Raw genomic sequence first — 17,936 nt, 5'->3', positions numbered from 1 at the left:
ATTCAGACATATAATGAAAATCATTCTCAACTAACTTGTAACGATTCTAAATAAGCCCGTACCTATGCGGCTTGTGGAGACACAGGCTGTTTTTGCGGGGCATGGATGCACGTATACATGGCTGTGTTTGCAACTGAACGAACTGGAGGTTAAACGTATGGGTTTCATTCAGTTAAATAATGTCACGAAGTTTTTCACTAAGACACTTAAACCGGCAGTCGATTCTCTTGATCTGTCCATTAATAAAGGTGAAATTATTACGCTTCTCGGACCGTCCGGCTGCGGTAAAACAACAACGCTGCGGATGATTGCCGGCTTCGAACAGCCGTCTACAGGGGAAATTGCGATTGACGAAGAGGAAGTATTCAGCGATCATCTGTCCCTGCCGCCTGAAAAAAGGGGCATCGGCATGGTGTTTCAGGACTACGCGCTGTTTCCTCATATGAGTATCGTGAAAAATGTCATGTTTGGCCTGAATAAATGGAGTACGCGCGAAAAGAAGAAGCGTGCGAAGGAAGTGCTCGAACTCGTTGGTCTGGAGGAGTATGCGACCCGCTACCCGACCGAACTTTCCGGCGGTCAGCAGCAGCGTGTGGCTCTTGCCCGTGCGCTCGCACCAAAGCCCCACGTGGTGCTCATGGATGAGCCGTTCAGTAACCTGGACGCAGGCCTTCGGGAAAAAATGCGGTTTGACGTCACGAATATTCTCCGTAAAGCCAATACAACGGCGATTATCGTCACACATGACCAGAAGGATGCATTCGCTGTATCCGACCGGGTTGTTGTCATGAACGAAGGTGTGATTCAGCAGATCGCCGCACCGAAGGAAATGTACCGCTGTCCGAAAAACTGTTTCGTTGCCCAGTTCGTCGGTAAAACGAACCTCCTTGACGGGACGATGGATAACGACCAGCGCAGCATTCATACCCATATCGGGAAAGTCGATCTGCCCGAGCAGTGGAAAGAGCGTCTTGAAAACGTGAAGCTCTCGATCCGTCCGGAAGGCTGCCGTCTGGCCAAAGAAGGCCAGTACTGCGGGAAAGTGGAACGGGTCACATACGGCGGCGAGTATCAGGAACTGTATGTACGCCTTCACTCCGATCATATGCTTTCAAAAGAACCGATGGTCATCTACGCCCCGATCGAACAGGACGTGGAAATCGGCTCGATCGTATCGTTTGATATTACACCAGAGCTGGTAGCACTCGTTGAATAGAAAAACCTGAAATTAAAGCATCTGATCTCTTTGCGGAGGGCAGGTGCTTTTTTGTGTGTTTGTATCGTTTATTTAATTATAATTATTATAAATAATAACGTTTATGTCAAGAGAAACGACCGGATTGGATGAATCAGGGCGAACGAAAGGGAGAGTTAGGGAATGAAGAGCCCCTAAGCCTCCACCCCCCTCCCCTAAAGTGAAACCAACAGCCTCCATATGAAAATGCCCCGACTCTTCACAAGTCAGGGCATACCACAGCTGCGTCATTCATTTAAATTGAGAACCTACAGAAACCTCGCGGCAAGCCCAATCAGGACGAGCACGCCGATCACGGTGAACAGCACGATCTGGATCCGCTTTTTGCTCCGGGCTTTTTTCTGCCACCGCTGGGGATCGAAGCCGATTTCCCCGTCATCGAGCGGACGGCGTCTGGGGGCTGAGAACATGTTGAAACTCTTAACGTTATGGAGGATCACAGGACTGATGGCCGCCCCTGCGATCAAACCGAAGATGTGTGCCCAGATATTAATGTTGGGGTTCACAAACGTCATGATCAGACCAATCATCAGGATGGTCATGACAACCTGCTGGTTGCCCTGGTCGATCAGATCTTTCCGGTAAAGGACCATGTACATATACATACCGAACAGACCGAAGATCGCCCCGGATGCCCCGAGGTGAAGGTACGTTGTGTTCCCTACAATAAAGAGTGTGGCCACATTTGCCAGAATACCGGTGGCGAAATAGGCTGCAATAAAACGGCCCCTGCCGAGCATCTGTTCAAGTGCCGGGCCGAACAGAAACAAGGAGAACGAATTAAAGAGCATATGAGTGAGGCTCACATGAAGAAAGATCGGCGTAAGCAGGCGCCAGTACTCTCCTTCAAATATTCTGGCGTTCCAGCCGACCCCCATCCACTGGATATACAGGCCGCCAAGCCCGGGCAGAAGATTCATCCATAAAAAAAGAACGATATGAATACCGATTAAAACGGTGACAACCGGGTACAGACGGGTAAATGACTGAAAGCTTTCATGCCGGATAAACATAGAGCAGACTCCTTTAACCTTGAAATGAGTTTCTTCTATAGTAGCATATGACCGGCCGAGGCGTCCTTATGAACGGCACCGGGCTTCGGAAAATTGGAACTCACGTGGTAAACTGGATAAAACAGCCTGTAAAAGGAGTCAGACACGTATGATTAGAGGAATCGGACTGGATATCGTGGAAACAGCACGAATCAGAAAATTATATGAAAGAAAACCGGCATTCGCCCGCAGGATCCTGACATCCAGCGAGCTGGACCGGTTTGAAACGCTCACCTCAGCTCGGCGAATCGAGTATCTCGCCGGACGCTTTGCCGCAAAAGAAGCCCTTGCCAAAGCACTCGGCTGCGGCATCGGCAAAGATCTTTCCTTTCAGGATGCGGAAATTCTCTCGGACGAAAGAGGGAAACCGTCCGTTTACCTGACCCGGCACGGCATGAAGACAGAAGGCATGCTCCACGTTAGCATTACCCACACTGGAACGGCTGCAGCTGCCCAGGTAATCTGGGAAACCGAATAAAATTACGCGCGCACAGCTCGTCACGGCTAGTCTGCATATTGTCCCGGACAGCCTCATATAGTGTTAGTGCGGATGGGAGGGACCGAAGAATGTACGTGGTAACAGGCGAACGCATGCGCCAAATTGACCGCTTTACCATGGATCAGGTCGGAATCAGCGAAACCACCCTGATGGAAAACGCAGGAACGGCTGCGTATCTTCAGATAGAATCAATCGTCACGCCGGAAAGCAGCATCGCTGTCCTGATCGGAGCCGGTAATAATGGAGGAGACGGGTTTGTGATTGCCCGCCGCCTGAAGGAAGCGGGCTTCGACACAGACGTATGGATCATTCCGCCCCTGGAAAAGATCCGGGGCACCGCGCGGGTCCATATGGACATTTTTATCCGCTCGGGTCATACGTTCTTTCAATATGAAGACAGCCAGGCAATTTTTGACCGCGCAATTTCCTCTTCCACCTACATCATTGATACGATGCTCGGGACCGGAGTAAAGGGCGCCCTCAAAGCTCCTTATGACCGGATTGTGGAGGAAGTTAACTGTTCGCGGGCGGAAGTGATTGCCGTCGATCTGCCGAGCGGCTTGCCTGCTGAGGAGAACGAACCGTTTGAGCAGGCAGTAAAAGCCTGCCGGACGATCATTCTCCAAGCGCCAAAGGAAACGGCCTTTCTTTATCCGTATGCGGAATACTACGGAGAATGGACGACGGCAGATATCGGCATCCCCTGTAAAGCCTTTGAGGCTTGCGGAGCCAGGTCCCGGGTGCGGACAGAAAACGAGGTTCGGGCGTCCCTGCCATACAGGAAGGCGGACGGCCACAAAGGAACGTACGGAAAAGGACTGGTGATCGGCGGGTCAGAACAGATGCCGGGAGCAGTCAGTCTCACTACACGGGCAGCACTTAGAACAGGCATTGGCCTCGTAACAGCGGCTCTGCCTGCCAGCATTACTGCAACTGTGACTGGGACTGCGACCGAAGCAACCTGTCTGCCTTTACAGTCAAACCAGGGAGAGATGATCTCCGAATCCTTAACCGGCCTTGACCTGAGCTCGTATGACGGCGCAGCCATAGGACCAGGAATGGGGAGAAGTCATCCGCTTTCTTTTTCCCGTATTTTCAGCGGGTTCGATGGGCTTGTGGTGATCGATGCGGACGGCCTTTATCACCTGGCCGAAGAGCTCAATGCCTGGCGCGACGGCCGCGGCGGACCGACCGTCATTACCCCGCATCCGGGAGAAATGGCCAGACTTACGGGAAAGACGATTGAAGACGTGGAAAAAAACCGATTCAGCCTATCGCGGCAGTTTGCCTCGGAGTACAAGATGACTGTGGTGCTGAAAGGTGCGTACACGATTGTGACGACGCCCGACGGCAGACAGTGGGTCAATCCGACGGGAAACCCGGGGCTTGCAAAAGGTGGAAGCGGTGATACGCTGACCGGTATGATTCTGGCAGCCGGCCTGCAGACGGACGACTTCCTTGATGGAGTTCTTAATGCCGTCTATATTCACGGCCTGGCAGCAGATCAGCTGATCCATGAGCGGGACGAAGCATCGATCACGGCATCCGACGTAATCGAACAGCTTCCCTTTGCGCTGGCTTCTCTCAGATAAAAGAGAGCCGGCACGTGCCCGCCTGTTACCCTTAACTCGAATCCCTCCTTTGTCGTCGAAAAGACACAGAGGAGCTGAGTACATGAAAAAGATCGTTTCACTTCTGATGATCGCTGCATTCGCAATGGTGCTGTCTGCCTGCGGGGAAAAAAGTCAGGAAGATGTCATTGAAGCACTCGACAAAAGTCTGGACGGCCTGACCGGCTACAAAGCCAACGCGTCCATGACACTGCAGACCGGCAAGGAACCGCAGACGTACGAAGTGGAAGTGTGGTATCAGCAGCCGACGTTTTACCGTGTGGCCCTGAGCAACGCGGAAAGCGACCAGAGTCAGATCATCCTTAGAAATGATGAAGGGGTGTTTGTGCTCACGCCGGCTCTGAACAAGAGCTTCCGGTTCCAGAGCGACTGGCCGGAAAACAACAGCCAGGTGTACCTGTATGAGTCACTCGTCAACGACATTCTGATGGATCCTGAGCGCACGTTCACGGCAACGGACGATCACTACGTGTTCCAGACGAACACGAATTACACGAACAAAAACCTGAACCAGCAGGAAATTATGCTTGATAAAAAAGCCCTTACGCCGACGTCGGTCAGAATTATGGATGTGGACCTTGAAACCCTCGTGGAAGTGAATTTCAGTGATTTCGAACTGAACACTGCCTTTGAAGAAGGGGACTTCGATATGGACCGGAACATGACGGCGGCCCAACTGACAGGGGACGTGCCGGTGATGAGCGGTGACACCGACGAGGTGGTCGAAGGCGCTGAAGGAACAGAGAGCACAGAAGGCGCTGGAGGAACAGAGAGCACAGAAGGCGCTGGAGGAACAGAGAGCACAGAAGGCGCTGAAGGAACAGAGAGCACAGAAAAAGATGAAGGAACAGAAGCAACTGAAGGCGCAGAAGAAACGGATCGTCCGGAAGGCGCAGATGAAGAAGGTGCCGAAGAAGTTTCCGGCAGCGAAGAAGCTGAAAGAGACAGCGAAGCTTTCACTGTTTTCTTCCCGATGTATTCGCCGCAGGGAACAGCTTTTGCTGAATCACGCGAGCTGAACACGGACAACGGCAAGCGTGTGATTCTCTCTTACGACGGAGAGCAGCCATTTACCCTTGTGCAGCAGGAGAGCCAGGTTATTACGGCTTCCACGCCGGTGCATGTTTCAGATGGATCACCTGTTGAGCTCGGTTTTACCGTCGGAGCTATATCACGGGAAGGTGACACCACGACCGTCTCCTGGTCCTATCAGGGCACGGACTTCTTCCTCGCCTCCAAGCATTTGAGCGACGAAGAGATGCTGAGCGTGGCACGAAGTGTATACGGAACAGAAGAAAAATAGCAATGATAAGCCCCGGAGCTGCGGCCCCGGGGCTTTCTTTATTTTGAAGCCAGGCCCAGTGTTGACACAGAAAAGAAACGGACAGATAATGGATAACAGTTAATGAAAGGAACGGTTTTGTGTACGAAGAAGGAGGATTCAGTCAAGTTGGGGAAAGGACATGCGTTTTACCGTGATACATGGGCGGAAGTAAATTTGAATGCCATTGAAAATAACGTACGTGCCATCAGCAGAGGACTGCCGGCGGAGGCTGGTTTTATGGCGGTTGTAAAAGCGAACGCTTACGGTCATGGAGCTGTGGATGTTGCCCGCACAGCACTTCATGCCGGAGCATCCACGCTCGGCGTAGCCATCCTGGACGAAGCGTTGGCGCTCAGGCATGCGGGAATTGAGGCGCCGATCCTTGTTCTCGGTTACGTCCGTCCGGAAGACGCGCCGCTTGCCGTCAGGTACAACATCACGCTGACGGTATTTCAGGCCGATTGGATAAAGGAAGCAGCATCACAGATAAAACCGGGTACCGGATCGCTGAAGTGCCATCTTAAGGTGGATACGGGAATGGGCCGCATCGGTCTTCGCACAGAAGAAGAAGGAGATGCCCTCGCCTGGGAAGTAAAAGCACACGACGGACTCTTTCTCCTCGAAGGCATCTATACTCACTTTGCCACGGCTGACGAAATTGATGATGCCTATATCCGTGAGCAGCACAGCCGTTTTGCCCATTTTCTGGAGTGGTTTAAAAACCGCACCGGAATAAAGCACCCGGTTGTGCACAGTGCCAACAGTGCCACGGCGCTCCGTTACAAAGACTACGCCTACACGCTCGTTCGTGTAGGAATCTCCATGTACGGTCTCGTCCCTTCCGAAGAGATCGCCGGAGAAATTACTGTGCCCCTTGAAGAGGCGTTCTCCCTTCACAGCCGTATCACCCATGTAAAGAGGCTCGAAAAAGGGGAAGCGGTCAGTTACGGCGCCACCTACCGCGCTGAGAAAAGCGGAGAATGGATCGCAACAATACCAATCGGATACGCAGACGGCTGGATTCGAGCCAATGCTGCCGGCGGAGAAGTGCTGGTGGATGGAAGACGGGCACCGATTGTCGGGAGAATATGCATGGATCAGATGATGGTGAAATTGCCTGACAAGGTGGAACGGGGGACGAAAGTGACGCTGATCGGCCGCCAGGGAAGCAGTATGATCTCAGCTGACGAAGTTGCCTGCAGGCTGGGAACGATCAATTATGAAATCCCGTGTATGATCAGCTACCGTGTGCCCCGGGCCATTTACCGTGATGGAGCACTCGTGCATCTTCATAATGAAGTCTTTTAACCAATTGGCTCTGTTAAAACTTAATGTTGAATTTAAAACGTTGATTGGAACGAACGCGCGATACTCACGCGGAAAGGGAGCGCAGTGAGCGAAAACACAACGAACTTTAACAGAGCCAACCAATTAAAAAAGGCTGGCGGATTCTGACTAAACTTCAACAAATTTCACAAAATAAAAGAAGGATATTCTGTTAAAGCGGAGAATATGATTTATAGTGCGTGTTTATGTGGACGAATCCGCAGGCTTGTCTCTTATTTTTCGCAGATATGTCCGTACAGTGACAAAAAGTCCTGAAAAGTGCGATTGACACTTTGCAAAGGCTGTAAAGCAGTGATATGATTAAAAAGGAATAAAATCAGGGTGTTAGCTGCGTTGGAGGTGTTTTTTGTGTCCGAAGAGAACACAAAAAGAATTATGGTGAGTTTACCACAGCATCTAGTGAACGAATTGGACGGAATGCTTGAAAAAGAAGACGCCAACCGAAGCGAAGTCATTCATCAGGCGACGAAGATGTACCTGCGCGAACGGAAGAAGAGCAAGATCCGTGAAACGATGCAGCAGGGCTACATGGAGATGGCCAAAATTAATTTAAACATTGCGACGGAAGCCTTTCTTGTTGAGGAGGAGGCAGAGCACACTCTGGATCGCTTAGTTAGTGGGGTGTAACGGTTGATTGTCAAACGCGGTGACGTTTATTTTGCGGACCTATCACCCGTCGTTGGTTCCGAGCAAGGAGGCGTTCGCCCGGTTTTAATCATCCAGAATGATATCGGCAACCGTTTCAGTCCTACCGTGATTGTCGCTGCAATCACCGCTCAGATTCAAAAAGCCAAGCTTCCCACTCATGTGGAGATTAACGCGAAGCGCTACGGCTTTGACAGGGATTCCGTAATTTTATTGGAACAAATACGAACGATAGACAAACAGAGACTTACAGATAAGATCACGCATCTTGACGATGATATGATGACACGGGTCAATGATGCACTGATGATCAGCCTCGGCTTAATTGATTTTTAAGCCGTGCCGTAAGTGGAAAAAGTTGCTTATCCTGAGCGGAAGGCAGCTTTTTTTATTTGCTTTTTTACCGGGAAAGGCTACACGAGGGGGTATTTCGGCTCTCCGCGTAAGGCCGGCTTTACAGTACATAAAAACTGACTATGGACCTGCTGCAGACAATCATTGCAATCCCGGGTAATCAGTGAAATAATAAAAACAACTATGTTGCTTAAAATGGGGGAAAGTGTAAATGAATCAGCAGATCAGAGAGCTCATTCACGACCATAAATCTACCATAACCGATGAGTGGATGAAGGAAGTAGAAAAATTTCGCGAGGACGACTATCTCCAGAGTATTTCTGATACGGTGTATCAGAACACAAACAGCGAATTTGTGGACATGCTCTTTAAAACTGTAGGTCAGGAAGGCGAAGGTGTGGCGGATTCCATCCGGAACTACACAGACCGCCTGATCCAACTCGGCTGGCCACTGAACTACATTATCAGGGGCATGCAGGAGTTCAGAAAAGTTGCTGTTGAAACGCTGATCCGTCATGATGATCAGACGAGGGATATCGAATTCTACCAGGAAGTGGAAGACTGGGTGGATGAGATCGTCAATATCCTCGTCGGACATTATTCCGGTTCCTGGGAAAATACGGTTTTCCTTCAGAAAATGGCGCTCAAAGAACTGTCTGCTCCGCTGATCCCTGTTTTTGATAATATAAGCGTAATGCCGTTGATCGGCACGATCGATACGGAGAGGGCAAAACAGATTATGGAGAACCTCCTTACCGGGGTCATTGAACACCGCTCCCAGGTGGTGCTGATTGACATAACCGGCGTTCCTGTTGTCGATACGATGGTTGCACACCACATTATTCAGGCATCAGAAGCCGTAAGACTGGTAGGCGCAAAGTGCATTCTCGTCGGTATTCGTCCGGAGATTGCCCAGACGATTGTGAATCTGGGGATTGATCTCGGCAAGTTCCCGACAAAAAGCACATTGAAAAAAGGAATTGAATCCGCTCTGGAAATGACTTCGCACCAAATCGTAGAGATAGAGGAATGAGGAGGAGACTGTTATGAGAATTCCGATTCTAAAACTGCATGATTACCTGCTGATATCTGTTCAGGTTGATCTTGATGATCAGACAGCCCTTCAGTTTCAGGAGGATGTTTTAAATAAAATTCACCAGGAAGGCTCCCGCGGTGTTGTGATCGATCTTACGTCCGTTGATATGATCGACTCCTTTATCGCCAAGGTGCTTGGTGATGTGGTGGATATGTCCAACCTGATGGGCGCGCGTGTAGTTCTCACCGGTATTCAGCCGGCAGTAGCGATTACTCTTATTGATATGGGTATTGTGCTGGAAGAAGTGCCGACGGCCTTAGATCTTGAGCAGGGGTTAGACAGACTCCAGCAAGAATTGGAGGGGTGATGAATGCAAGTCCAAACCCATGTTGATATTCATAGTGAGTGGGGGATCGTGGCTGCTCGGCAGGCAGGTCGGAAATTAGCCCGAGAGATCGGGTTTGGATCTGTTGACCAGGCAAGAGTCACTACAGCGATATCCGAACTTGCGAGAAATATCTACCTATATGCGAACAAAGGACAAATACACATTGAAGAAGTCACCGTATCCGGCAAGCGGGGCATCAAGATTATCGCTTCAGATGAAGGGCCCGGGATCAAGGACATTCGACGCGTAATGGAAGACGGCTACACCACTTCAGGAGGACTTGGAGCAGGGCTGCCCGGCGTGAAACGTCTGATGGACGAGTTTAAGATTGATTCAGAACCGGATGAAGGGACAACCATTACTGCCGTTAAGTGGCTCCGTTAAGGAGGGGACCTGTCTTGGAGAAAACAAAACTTTCCATGTACCAGCTCTATAAAGATATGCTGGACAACTATCTTAAAAGCAAAAGTGAACATGCCCTGTATGCAGCACAGCAATTCAGTAAAGAGATGATGGAAAAAGACATGTCTCCTGAAGAAATGGTGAGCCTGCATATGTCCGTTTTTCAGGAAATGGTGCCGGAACTGCCTGAGCAGGTGGTTGATTCTTTTGACCTCCTCTTAGAGGTCATGATCGGCTACGGACTCGCCTATCGCGAGCATCAAAGCCTGAAAGACCGCCAGCGTCAGCTGGAGTCGGAGCTGAATGTGGCTGCGAAAATGCAGCAGACGCTTCTTCCGGATGAACATATCGATGCCTCTGGAATTGATTTTGGTGTGATCAGCGTACCGGCCGGAAAAATGAGCGGCGATTATTATCATTATATTCAGGACGATCACGGCAGTATCGGACTGGCTGTTGCGGACGTCATTGGTAAAGGCGTTCCTGCAGCGATGTGTATGTCGATGATTAAATACGCGATGGAGAGTATTCCCGAGGAGCGCCTGCAGCCTGCGGGGCTGCTTGAAAGTCTCAACCGCGTGGTGGAACGGAACATCGACAGCAATATGTTCATTACGATGGTTTACGGCTCTTATGATACGAGAAACCACCGTTTCTATTATGCTGGTGCAGGTCACGAACCTGGATTTTATTATGCCGCTGCCCAGGATACATTTGAAGAACTTACAACCAAAGGCCTCGTGCTCGGTCTGTCCCAGAAAGTCACCTACGATGAGTACGTTAAAGATGTACAGCCTGGTGACTTTTTCGTGCTGCTTTCAGACGGGGTAACCGAATGCCGTACCGAAGGCGATTTTATTGAAAGAGAACAGATTACCGATATGATCCGGAAATATCAGCATCTTCCGGCCCAGGATATTGTGAATCGGGTATACCGCGATCTTGAAAAAATGCAGGATTTTCAGCTCCGTGACGATTTCACATTACTGATTCTGAGAAGAAACGTTTAAAGAACATCCCAAAAGGGTAACTAACAATAATGTACCTATATTTGTTTCAGGAGGGGAAGTTATGAATCTTCAGATCGAGATAAAAGAGAACACAGATGAAAGCTACGTATCCCTTAGCGGGGAAATTGATGTTTATACAGTACCAAAACTTAAAGAAGAATTGCTCCCTTTAACCGAAGAACAGAACAAGACCATTATTGTGAACCTTTCGGGCGTTCATTATATAGACAGTACTGGACTCGGTGTATTTATCGGCGCGCTTAAATCAACCGATCAGAGCGGAAGCCACCTTAAAATTACCGGAGTGAACAGCCGTGTTCAGCGCCTGTTCACGATCACTGGCCTCGATGAAGTGATTGATATCGAAGTTAATGAAAGAGAGGAGGCGTAATAAGTATGAGTACCAGTTCTGATTTTATCGAAATCAAACTCCCGGCTAAACCGGAGTATGTTGGTGTGGTCCGTCTTACGGTTTCGGGGATTGCGAACCGTCTCGGCTATTCCTATGACGATATAGAAGATATCAAAATTGCGGTAGCAGAAGCGTGCACGAACGTGGTGAACCACGCTTATAAGAATACAAAAGATGACCAGGCAGTGATGACAGTCGGCTGCGGCGTGCATGAGGACCGGATGGAAATCATGGTAGCAGACCAGGGCGAGAGCTTTGATGTGGATAAACTAAAAAAGAATCTCGGTCCGGTAAGTGGGGACCAGCCGGTTGAGGAGCTCAAGGAAGGGGGTCTTGGCCTCTTTTTAATTGAAACCCTGATGGATAAAGTCGAGATCAGCGGGGATTCAGGGGTCGTTATCGTAATGACTAAGTCCCTTCATAGAGATGAGGTGGAGCAGAATGGCAACGGAATCTCAACATCGGCAACGCAGTAACAAGGAATATGTTTATGAATGGATTGAGGAATTCCAAAAGACAGGTGATGAAGAAGTTCAAACGAAACTTGTTCTGGAATACGAAGGACTCGTCCATTCCCTCGCCCGTAAATTTTCCAAGGGTCAGCGCCATGATGAAGACCTGACACAGGTTGGAATGATTGGCCTGATCGCCGCCCTCCGCCGTTTTGATCCATCTTTTGCCCGGAGCTTTGAATCTTTTGCAGTACCAACGATTGTCGGTGAAATTAAACGTTTCATCCGGGACAAGACCTGGAGCGTGCACGTACCGAGAAGAATTAAGGAACTCGGACCGAAGATTAAAGCTGCCGTAGAAGAACTTACGATTGATCTTCAGCGTTCGCCGCGTGTAGAGGAGATTGCCGGTCACATCGGCGTTTCCGAAGAGGAAGTACTGGAAACGATGGAGATGGGCAAAAGCTACCAGGCGCTTTCTGTAGACCGGTCCATTGAAGCTGACGATGAAGGCAGTGCGGTTACGCTGCTCGATCTTGTCGGTTCGACAGAAGAAGGATACGAGAAAACAGATCAGCAGATGCTTCTGGAAAAAGCCTTTCACGTTCTGACCGAACGGGAAAAGCAGATTCTTTATCTGACCTATTTCGATAACCTCAGTCAAAAGGAAACAGGTGAAAAACTCGGAATTTCTCAGATGCATGTGTCGCGCCTGCAAAGGAGAGCACTTCAGAAGCTGAGAGAATCAATCAGAACTGAACCGTCGGAGTGTTTATAAATGATTAAACACCACCAATTAGATGATATGGAAGTTACGTCGTTTCATACAGCCAAAAAAGGCAATTGGTGTTCAGGGGATGCCTACTACATCTCAAGTGACGATGATTATGTGATCTGTGCCGTTGCAGACGGACTCGGAAGCGGGGAAGAAGCAATGGAAGCTTCTTCGGCAGTTATACGCTGTATTGAAGAACACGAGGATGAGAGTGTCGAAGAATTGATGGCCCGGTGTAATAACGTGCTCTTGAACACGAGAGGTGCTGTCCTGACCATTATCAAGCTTGATATTCCCTCTAAGGAAATTGTCTACAGCAATATCGGAAATATCGGCTGCATTTTTTACCCTCCCTCAGGAAAACTCGTGCGTCCCATCCCTTCCCGGGGCTACATGTCAGGACGCAGACAGAAGTTTAAATCCCAGCGTATTCAATATGAAAAAGGCACAACCTTTATTCTATATTCAGATGGTCTGCGTTTTGATCCTGTCTTTCACGCTTTTATGAACGGCATGCCGTCAACAGAAAAAGCGATGCAGCAGGTAATCGACAGCATGACGGATCAATCTGATGATACAACAATCTTAATCGGGAAGGTGGCTCCGGAAAACTGAGGGCTGCTATCCCGTTTTTGAATTGTTATAAGCTATACCACCTCTTTTGAAGGTGGTATTTTTAATTTCTGTCGGCTAAAATGTAGAAGACCCCGGCTCAATGTGACGGCAGTTGGCCGTCATACCTGCCGGTTTATTCAGATTTTCAAGGAGGTTTCCAGATGGAGTGGACGCAGGAGTCAGAAACACTGCTCACGCAGGTAACAGCATCAGTTGAACTGCGAAAAGACAGAGTAAAAAACGTTATTGATTTGTCCGAAGAAGGAAACACTGTTCCTTTTATCGCGCGATACAGAAAAGAAATGACAGGCGGAATGGATGAAGATCAGATCCGTGCCATTTTAAAAGAATGGGAATACGCAAACAGCCTGGCGACCCGTAAAGAAGAGGTGATTCGGCTAATCGGTGAACAGGATAAACTCACGCCGGAACTGAAAAAACAGATCGAAAAAGCGGGGCGTCTTCAGGAAGTGGAAGACCTTTACCGTCCCTATAAACAGAAACGCCGGACGAAGGCAACAGTGGCAAAGGAAAGAGGTCTTGAACCGCTCGCCAGCTGGTTATTATCACTGCCGTCTTCAGGGGATCCGATGGAAGAAGCCGCGAAGTACGCAGACCCTGAAAAAGAGGTTCCCGATGCGGAAGCAGCACTTCAGGGGGCAAGGGATATTATAAGTGAAGTCATTGCAGACGATGCAGAGGTCCGTAAGCAGGCACGTGCCCTGACGCACCGGAACGGCTGGTTTGAATCAAAGGTTAAAGACGAAGAAGCGGACGAAAAAGGCATTTACGAGATGTACTATACATACGAAGAGGAAGTCCGGAAAATCGTTCCTCACCGCGTGCTTGCCATGAACCGCGGTGAAAAGGAAAAAATTCTGAAGGTGGGCATCCGTCCTCCTAAAGAAAACATTCTAAGTTACATTGAGAAGCGCTACCTGAAATCACAGACCTCTGCATCCGAGCAGATCCGCCTAGCGTTGGAGGACGGCTATAAGCGTCTCATTGAACCGGCTGTGGAGCGGGAAATCCGTAAAGAAGCGACAGAAAAAGCGGAAAAACAGGCGATCCATATTTTCTCTGAGAATCTGCGCAACCTGCTTTTGCAGCCGCCGTTAAAGGACCGGAAAGTTCTTGCGGTCGATCCAGCCTACCGGACGGGCTGTAAACTGGCCGTGGTGGATGACATCGGGAAAGTCCTTGATATTAAAGTGATCTATCCGACCCCGCCTAAGAGTGAAGTGGAAAAAAGCCGAAGTGTGGTCACCCAGCTCGTCAATAAGCACGATGTAGACGTGATCGCAATCGGAAATGGGACTGCCTCCCGTGAAACAGAACAGTTTATCGCTGATACGATTAAGCAGATCGATAAACAGGTGTTTTACGTAATCGTAAATGAAGCAGGAGCAAGTGTGTACTCAGCATCCAAGCTTGCAAAAGAGGAGTTCCCGGAGCTGCAGGTTGAAGAACGGAGTGCTGTCTCGATCGGGCGCCGGCTTCAGGACCCGCTCGCAGAGCTTGTGAAAATTGACCCGAAATCAGTTGGCGTTGGACAATATCAGCATGATGTGAGCCAGACGCAGCTCAATGATCAGCTGACATTTGTTGTCGAAACGGTTGTAAACCAGGTCGGTGTAAACGTAAATACGGCATCATCTTCTCTGCTGCAGTATGTGGCCGGTTTGTCCAAAGCGGTCGCAGTCAATATAGTTAAGCGAAGAGAAGAGGAAGGGAAGTTTGAGAGCCGTGCGGAGCTGAAAAAAGTTCCCCGTCTCGGAGCGAAAACGTATGAGCAGGCGATCGGCTTTATTCGGATTCCTGATGGCAGGCAGCCGCTGGATGGTACAGGAATCCACCCGGAAAGTTATGCTGTCACCAAGGAGATCATGTCCCGCTTTGACATTAAGCCTGGCGATCTTGGGACAATGGAAGCGAAAGAGAAGCTTTCTTCCGTTAATGCGGAAAGTCTTGCCGCGGAACTGGGTATCGGTATCCCAACATTGAAGGATATTCTGGATGCCCTGGTGCGTCCGGGCCGCGACCCTCGTGATGATGTGCCGGCTCCGATTCTAAAATCCGACGTACTCTCGATGGAGGATTTGAACAGAGGCATGGAGCTTCAGGGAACCGTCAGAAACGTGGTTGATTTCGGAGCATTCGTTGATATCGGTGTAAAACAGGACGGGCTCGTCCATATTTCGAAGCTGACGAACCGCTTTGTTAAACACCCGATGGAGGTTGTTTCTGTCGGGGATATTGTAACGGTCTGGGTCAATGATGTAGATCTGAAAAAAGGCCGTATCGCATTAACAATGCTTGAGCCGGAAAAACAGACAACGTGACAGGTGAAAGACGGAGGGCGGCAAGCCTTCCGTCTTTATCTTTTGTCTTCGAAAGGTGTGAGGACTCAGAGGCATCAAAGCCCCTGGCAGACATGGTGCCTGGTGCGGACCGTTGTCCGGGCAGCTGCAGTTTACGTTGCGCTGTTATTGCTCTTATAATAAAACCAGCACTGATTAAGGACTTTGATCCGCCTCCGGTCTTTATTCAGGTATGCTTCTTTAAGCTGTTTTTTCAGCCAGCCGGGCATATTTGGCCCTCCTTCTCTGCTGAGTTTTGACAGGGCGTCTGACCTTATTTGTGTAGTACTACTACATATATGCGCAACGGATTGTCTGTGTTATTGTAATAAAGTAAAACTATTTTTGAATTGGGGCAGGGAGGCAGGACGATGGGTAATGAAGAACTTCAAAAGCTTGTTGAAAATATTTCACAATCGTCCTTTGGGAAACCTTTCGCTCATAAGGCTGTATTTAATGCCCGGCTGAAAACAACAGGCGGCCGTTATATGCTCCAGTCCCACAATATTGAAATGAATCCCGCTCAGCTTGAGCGGTTTGGCCAGGAAGAATTTATCCGGATTATTAAACACGAACTCTGCCATTACCACCTTCATATCGAAGGAAAGGGATATCAGCACAGAGATGCAGACTTCAAGAAACTTCTTGCGGAAGTAGGCGGATCAAGGTACTGCAAAACGATCCCCGGCGCCAGAAGGCAGTCCAAAGTCAGGCACGTTTATGCATGTGCAGGCTGTAAAGCAGAATTCGTCCGGAGAAGGCAGATCGATGTTAAACGCTATGTATGCGGAAGATGTAAAGGACAGTTAAAAAAGATAAAAACATTTTCCCGAGAAAACATTGACTGAGTAAACAGGCTGTGTTACATTATAAAAGTCGCTGAAAGAACAGGCGGCACGGCAGCTGGAACGAAATACTTCTTATAAAAAGTTATTGACTTTTCCGCTCCGGTTATATAAAATATAAAAAGTCGCTTCTGATAATTTTACTTTTATTCCACAGTAGCTCAGTGGTAGAGCAATCGGCTGTTAACCGATCGGTCGTAGGTTCGAGTCCTACCTGTGGAGCCATACGGAGAAGTACTCAAGTGGCTGAAGAGGCGCCCCTGCTAAGGGTGTAGGTCGCGCAAGCGGCGCGAGGGTTCAAATCCCTCCTTCTCCGCCAGTTTTTTTGAAGTGGCCCGTTGGTCAAGTGGTTAAGACACCGCCCTTTCACGGCGGTAACACGGGTTCGAATCCCGTACGGGTCACCATTTCTTCTATATAATATGAAGAAACGTGCAAAATGCTCATTTAAAACCTTTTATACATGGAGGATTAGCTCAGTTGGGAGAGCACCTGCCTTACAAGCAGGGGGTCGGCGGTTCGAGCCCGTCATCCTCCACCATCCAAATATCTGGTCCCGTGGTGTAGCGGTTAACATGCCTGCCTGTCACGCAGGAGATCGCCGGTTCGATCCCGGTCGGGACCGCCATTTATATATGCGGGTGTGGCGGAATTGGCAGACGCGCTAGACTTAGGATCTAGTGTCTTCGGACGTGGGGGTTCAAGTCCCTTCACCCGCACCATATATATTTTTTACTGAAAAGCTATGTTACGCGGTTGTGGCGGAATGGCAGACGCGCTAGGTTGAGGGCCTAGTGGGGGATAACCCCGTGGAGGTTCGACTCCTCTCAACCGCACCATACATACTTTTATTTTTTTGCTCTTAAACAATGAAAAAACAAGGAACGCCTATTTATATAGGCGCCCGTAGCTCAATTGGATAGAGCGTCTGACTACGGATCAGAAGGTTAGGGGTTCGACTCCTCTCGGGCGCGCCATACTTATTTAATGTATCGGGAAGTAGCTCAGCTTGGTAGAGCACTTGGTTTGGGACCAAGGGGTCGCAGGTTCAAATCCTGTCTTCCCGACCATCTAGTTTTCTATTTGCGGGTGTAGTTTAGTGGTAAAACCTCAGCCTTCCAAGCTGATGATGTGGGTTCGATTCCCATCACCCGCTCCATAAAAATAATTTTTAATTTCCTCTTGCAAAACGTGATCGTAACTGATACGATAGAAAACGTTGCTTGAGGGCCTGTAGCTCAGCTGGTTAGAGCGCACGCCTGATAAGCGTGAGGTCGGTGGTTCGAGTCCACTCAGGCCCACCATTATTATAGTGACCTTTGAAAACTAAACAAAAAGCCAAGCGAAACGTGGGATATTTTAAGATATCCCGTCAATAAATATTTATTTTTGATGTCAGTGACATCGAACTTTCTACGGAGAGTTTGATCCTGGCTCAGGACGAACGCTGGCGGCGTGCCTAATACATGCAAGTCGAGCGGACTGATGGGGAGCTTGCTCCCCTGACGTCAGCGGCGGACGGGTGAGTAACACG

At 49.3% G+C, this 17,936-nt stretch carries 19 protein-coding genes, 11 tRNA genes and 1 rRNA gene; 29 read left to right on the top strand and 2 right to left on the bottom strand.

Annotated elements, in window-relative coordinates:
* Positions 1-157: 157 nt before the first annotated feature.
* Positions 158-1,216 carry an ABC transporter ATP-binding protein gene (locus CR205_RS18310; RefSeq protein ID WP_110521607.1) on the top strand — a complete coding sequence of 353 codons (1,059 nt, stop codon included), beginning with the start codon at positions 158-160 and terminating at the stop codon, positions 1,214-1,216.
* Between the two features lie 287 nt (positions 1,217-1,503).
* On the opposite strand, the gene CR205_RS18305 is transcribed toward CR205_RS18310, so the two are convergent.
* Entirely contained in the window at positions 1,504-2,268 is a 765-nt protein-coding gene (locus CR205_RS18305; RefSeq protein WP_110521606.1) for a rhomboid family intramembrane serine protease, read from the bottom strand.
* Positions 2,269-2,416: 148 nt separating this feature from the next.
* Between CR205_RS18305 and acpS the strand changes: the two genes are divergently transcribed.
* The 15 genes from acpS to CR205_RS18230 all read left to right on the top strand — a co-directional run bounded on the left by acpS (position 2,417) and on the right by CR205_RS18230 (position 15,539).
* The gene (gene acpS, locus CR205_RS18300) at positions 2,417-2,785 is read left to right on the top strand and encodes a holo-ACP synthase (protein ID WP_110521605.1); all 369 of its coding nucleotides are present in this window, start codon (positions 2,417-2,419) and stop codon (positions 2,783-2,785) included.
* Positions 2,786-2,874: 89 nt separating this feature from the next.
* Positions 2,875-4,398 (top strand): NAD(P)H-hydrate dehydratase, encoded by a 1,524-nt coding sequence (locus CR205_RS18295; protein ID WP_110521604.1) that lies wholly within the window; start codon positions 2,875-2,877, stop codon positions 4,396-4,398.
* Between the two features lie 82 nt (positions 4,399-4,480).
* On the top strand, positions 4,481-5,740 hold the full coding sequence (locus CR205_RS20455; RefSeq protein WP_201745421.1) for a LolA family protein: 1,260 nt from the start codon (positions 4,481-4,483) through the stop codon (positions 5,738-5,740).
* Positions 5,741-5,887: 147 nt separating this feature from the next.
* Positions 5,888-7,069, top strand: coding sequence for an alanine racemase (alr, locus tag CR205_RS18285; RefSeq protein WP_236634902.1), 1,182 nt, complete (start codon positions 5,888-5,890; stop codon positions 7,067-7,069).
* 387 nt (positions 7,070-7,456) lie between these two features.
* Entirely contained in the window at positions 7,457-7,735 is a 279-nt protein-coding gene (locus tag CR205_RS18280) for a CopG family ribbon-helix-helix protein (protein ID WP_110521602.1), read from the top strand.
* A 3-nt stretch (positions 7,736-7,738) separates the two neighbouring features.
* Entirely contained in the window at positions 7,739-8,089 is a 351-nt protein-coding gene (locus tag CR205_RS18275) for a type II toxin-antitoxin system PemK/MazF family toxin (protein ID WP_110521601.1), read from the top strand.
* Positions 8,090-8,318: 229 nt separating this feature from the next.
* Positions 8,319-9,140 (top strand): RsbT co-antagonist protein RsbRA, encoded by an 822-nt coding sequence (locus CR205_RS18270; protein ID WP_110521600.1) that lies wholly within the window; start codon positions 8,319-8,321, stop codon positions 9,138-9,140.
* Positions 9,141-9,153: 13 nt separating this feature from the next.
* Entirely contained in the window at positions 9,154-9,510 is a 357-nt protein-coding gene (locus CR205_RS18265) for an STAS domain-containing protein (protein ID WP_110521599.1), read from the top strand.
* A gap of 3 nt (positions 9,511-9,513) precedes the next feature.
* The gene (locus tag CR205_RS18260; RefSeq protein ID WP_110521598.1) at positions 9,514-9,915 is read left to right on the top strand and encodes an anti-sigma regulatory factor; all 402 of its coding nucleotides are present in this window, start codon (positions 9,514-9,516) and stop codon (positions 9,913-9,915) included.
* A 14-nt stretch (positions 9,916-9,929) separates the two neighbouring features.
* On the top strand, positions 9,930-10,943 hold the full coding sequence (locus CR205_RS18255; protein WP_110521597.1) for a PP2C family protein-serine/threonine phosphatase: 1,014 nt from the start codon (positions 9,930-9,932) through the stop codon (positions 10,941-10,943).
* 61 nt (positions 10,944-11,004) lie between these two features.
* Positions 11,005-11,334 (top strand): STAS domain-containing protein, encoded by a 330-nt coding sequence (locus CR205_RS18250; protein ID WP_110521596.1) that lies wholly within the window; start codon positions 11,005-11,007, stop codon positions 11,332-11,334.
* A gap of 5 nt (positions 11,335-11,339) precedes the next feature.
* Positions 11,340-11,831: an anti-sigma B factor RsbW gene (gene rsbW, locus CR205_RS18245; RefSeq protein ID WP_110521595.1), complete on the top strand. Its 492-nt coding sequence runs from the start codon at positions 11,340-11,342 to the stop codon at positions 11,829-11,831.
* Entirely contained in the window at positions 11,797-12,585 is a 789-nt protein-coding gene (gene sigB / locus CR205_RS18240; protein WP_110521594.1) for an RNA polymerase sigma factor SigB, read from the top strand. The genes rsbW and sigB overlap by 35 nt, the downstream gene beginning before the upstream one ends.
* Entirely contained in the window at positions 12,586-13,197 is a 612-nt protein-coding gene (locus CR205_RS18235; protein WP_110521593.1) for a SpoIIE family protein phosphatase, read from the top strand. It abuts the gene before it with no gap.
* Between the two features lie 161 nt (positions 13,198-13,358).
* Complete coding sequence (locus tag CR205_RS18230; protein ID WP_110521592.1) at positions 13,359-15,539, top strand: Tex family protein; 2,181 nt, start codon at positions 13,359-13,361, stop codon at positions 15,537-15,539.
* Between the two features lie 131 nt (positions 15,540-15,670).
* On the opposite strand, the gene cmpA is transcribed toward CR205_RS18230, so the two are convergent.
* Positions 15,671-15,787 carry a cortex morphogenetic protein CmpA gene (gene cmpA, locus CR205_RS18225; protein ID WP_110521591.1) on the bottom strand — a complete coding sequence of 39 codons (117 nt, stop codon included), beginning with the start codon at positions 15,785-15,787 and terminating at the stop codon, positions 15,671-15,673.
* 141 nt (positions 15,788-15,928) lie between these two features.
* Here cmpA and CR205_RS18220 point away from each other — a divergent pair, with 141 nt between their 5' ends.
* From CR205_RS18220 to CR205_RS18160, 13 genes are all read left to right on the top strand, one after another.
* Entirely contained in the window at positions 15,929-16,405 is a 477-nt protein-coding gene (locus CR205_RS18220) for a SprT family protein (protein ID WP_110521590.1), read from the top strand.
* Between the two features lie 147 nt (positions 16,406-16,552).
* A tRNA-Asn gene (locus CR205_RS18215) sits at positions 16,553-16,627 on the top strand.
* A gap of 3 nt (positions 16,628-16,630) precedes the next feature.
* Positions 16,631-16,721, top strand: a tRNA-Ser gene (locus tag CR205_RS18210).
* Between the two features lie 13 nt (positions 16,722-16,734).
* A tRNA-Glu gene (locus tag CR205_RS18205) sits at positions 16,735-16,809 on the top strand.
* A gap of 58 nt (positions 16,810-16,867) precedes the next feature.
* Positions 16,868-16,943 (top strand) — tRNA-Val (locus CR205_RS18200).
* A gap of 11 nt (positions 16,944-16,954) precedes the next feature.
* Positions 16,955-17,030, top strand: a tRNA-Asp gene (locus CR205_RS18195).
* A 9-nt stretch (positions 17,031-17,039) separates the two neighbouring features.
* A tRNA-Leu gene (locus tag CR205_RS18190) sits at positions 17,040-17,124 on the top strand.
* A 30-nt stretch (positions 17,125-17,154) separates the two neighbouring features.
* Positions 17,155-17,241 (top strand) — tRNA-Leu (locus CR205_RS18185).
* Positions 17,242-17,302: 61 nt separating this feature from the next.
* Positions 17,303-17,379: transfer RNA gene (locus tag CR205_RS18180), tRNA-Arg, on the top strand.
* A gap of 16 nt (positions 17,380-17,395) precedes the next feature.
* Positions 17,396-17,472 (top strand) — tRNA-Pro (locus CR205_RS18175).
* Between the two features lie 15 nt (positions 17,473-17,487).
* Positions 17,488-17,561: transfer RNA gene (locus CR205_RS18170), tRNA-Gly, on the top strand.
* A gap of 68 nt (positions 17,562-17,629) precedes the next feature.
* A tRNA-Ile gene (locus CR205_RS18165) sits at positions 17,630-17,706 on the top strand.
* Between the two features lie 108 nt (positions 17,707-17,814).
* Positions 17,815-17,936: ribosomal RNA gene (locus CR205_RS18160) — 16S ribosomal RNA — on the top strand; the annotation flags it as partial.

Source organism: Alteribacter lacisalsi (assembly GCF_003226345.1).
GTDB lineage: Bacteria > Bacillota > Bacilli > Bacillales > Salisediminibacteriaceae > Alteribacter > Alteribacter lacisalsi.
Note: the sequence above shows the minus strand (reverse complement) of the source record. Positions and strands in the feature narration are given on the sequence as shown.

Excerpts from the sequence above, each read along its gene's own strand:
- CR205_RS18295 (WP_110521604.1), top strand. The coding sequence starts at position 2,875 with ATGTACGTGGTAACAGGCGAACGCATGCGCCAAATTGACCGCTTTACC.
- rsbW (WP_110521595.1), top strand. The coding sequence starts at position 11,340 with ATGAGTACCAGTTCTGATTTTATCGAAATCAAACTCCCGGCTAAACCG.
- sigB (WP_110521594.1), top strand. The coding sequence starts at position 11,797 with ATGGCAACGGAATCTCAACATCGGCAACGCAGTAACAAGGAATATGTT.
- CR205_RS18310 (WP_110521607.1), top strand. The coding sequence starts at position 158 with ATGGGTTTCATTCAGTTAAATAATGTCACGAAGTTTTTCACTAAGACA.
- CR205_RS18230 (WP_110521592.1), top strand. The coding sequence starts at position 13,359 with ATGGAGTGGACGCAGGAGTCAGAAACACTGCTCACGCAGGTAACAGCA.
- acpS (WP_110521605.1), top strand. The coding sequence starts at position 2,417 with ATGATTAGAGGAATCGGACTGGATATCGTGGAAACAGCACGAATCAGA.
- cmpA (WP_110521591.1), bottom strand. The coding sequence starts at position 15,787 with ATGCCCGGCTGGCTGAAAAAACAGCTTAAAGAAGCATACCTGAATAAA.
- CR205_RS18250 (WP_110521596.1), top strand. The coding sequence starts at position 11,005 with ATGAATCTTCAGATCGAGATAAAAGAGAACACAGATGAAAGCTACGTA.
- CR205_RS20455 (WP_201745421.1), top strand. The coding sequence starts at position 4,481 with ATGAAAAAGATCGTTTCACTTCTGATGATCGCTGCATTCGCAATGGTG.
- CR205_RS18220 (WP_110521590.1), top strand. The coding sequence starts at position 15,929 with ATGGGTAATGAAGAACTTCAAAAGCTTGTTGAAAATATTTCACAATCG.
- CR205_RS18235 (WP_110521593.1), top strand. The coding sequence starts at position 12,586 with ATGATTAAACACCACCAATTAGATGATATGGAAGTTACGTCGTTTCAT.
- CR205_RS18260 (WP_110521598.1), top strand. The coding sequence starts at position 9,514 with ATGCAAGTCCAAACCCATGTTGATATTCATAGTGAGTGGGGGATCGTG.
- CR205_RS18270 (WP_110521600.1), top strand. The coding sequence starts at position 8,319 with ATGAATCAGCAGATCAGAGAGCTCATTCACGACCATAAATCTACCATA.
- CR205_RS18305 (WP_110521606.1), bottom strand. The coding sequence starts at position 2,268 with ATGTTTATCCGGCATGAAAGCTTTCAGTCATTTACCCGTCTGTACCCG.
- CR205_RS18265 (WP_110521599.1), top strand. The coding sequence starts at position 9,154 with ATGAGAATTCCGATTCTAAAACTGCATGATTACCTGCTGATATCTGTT.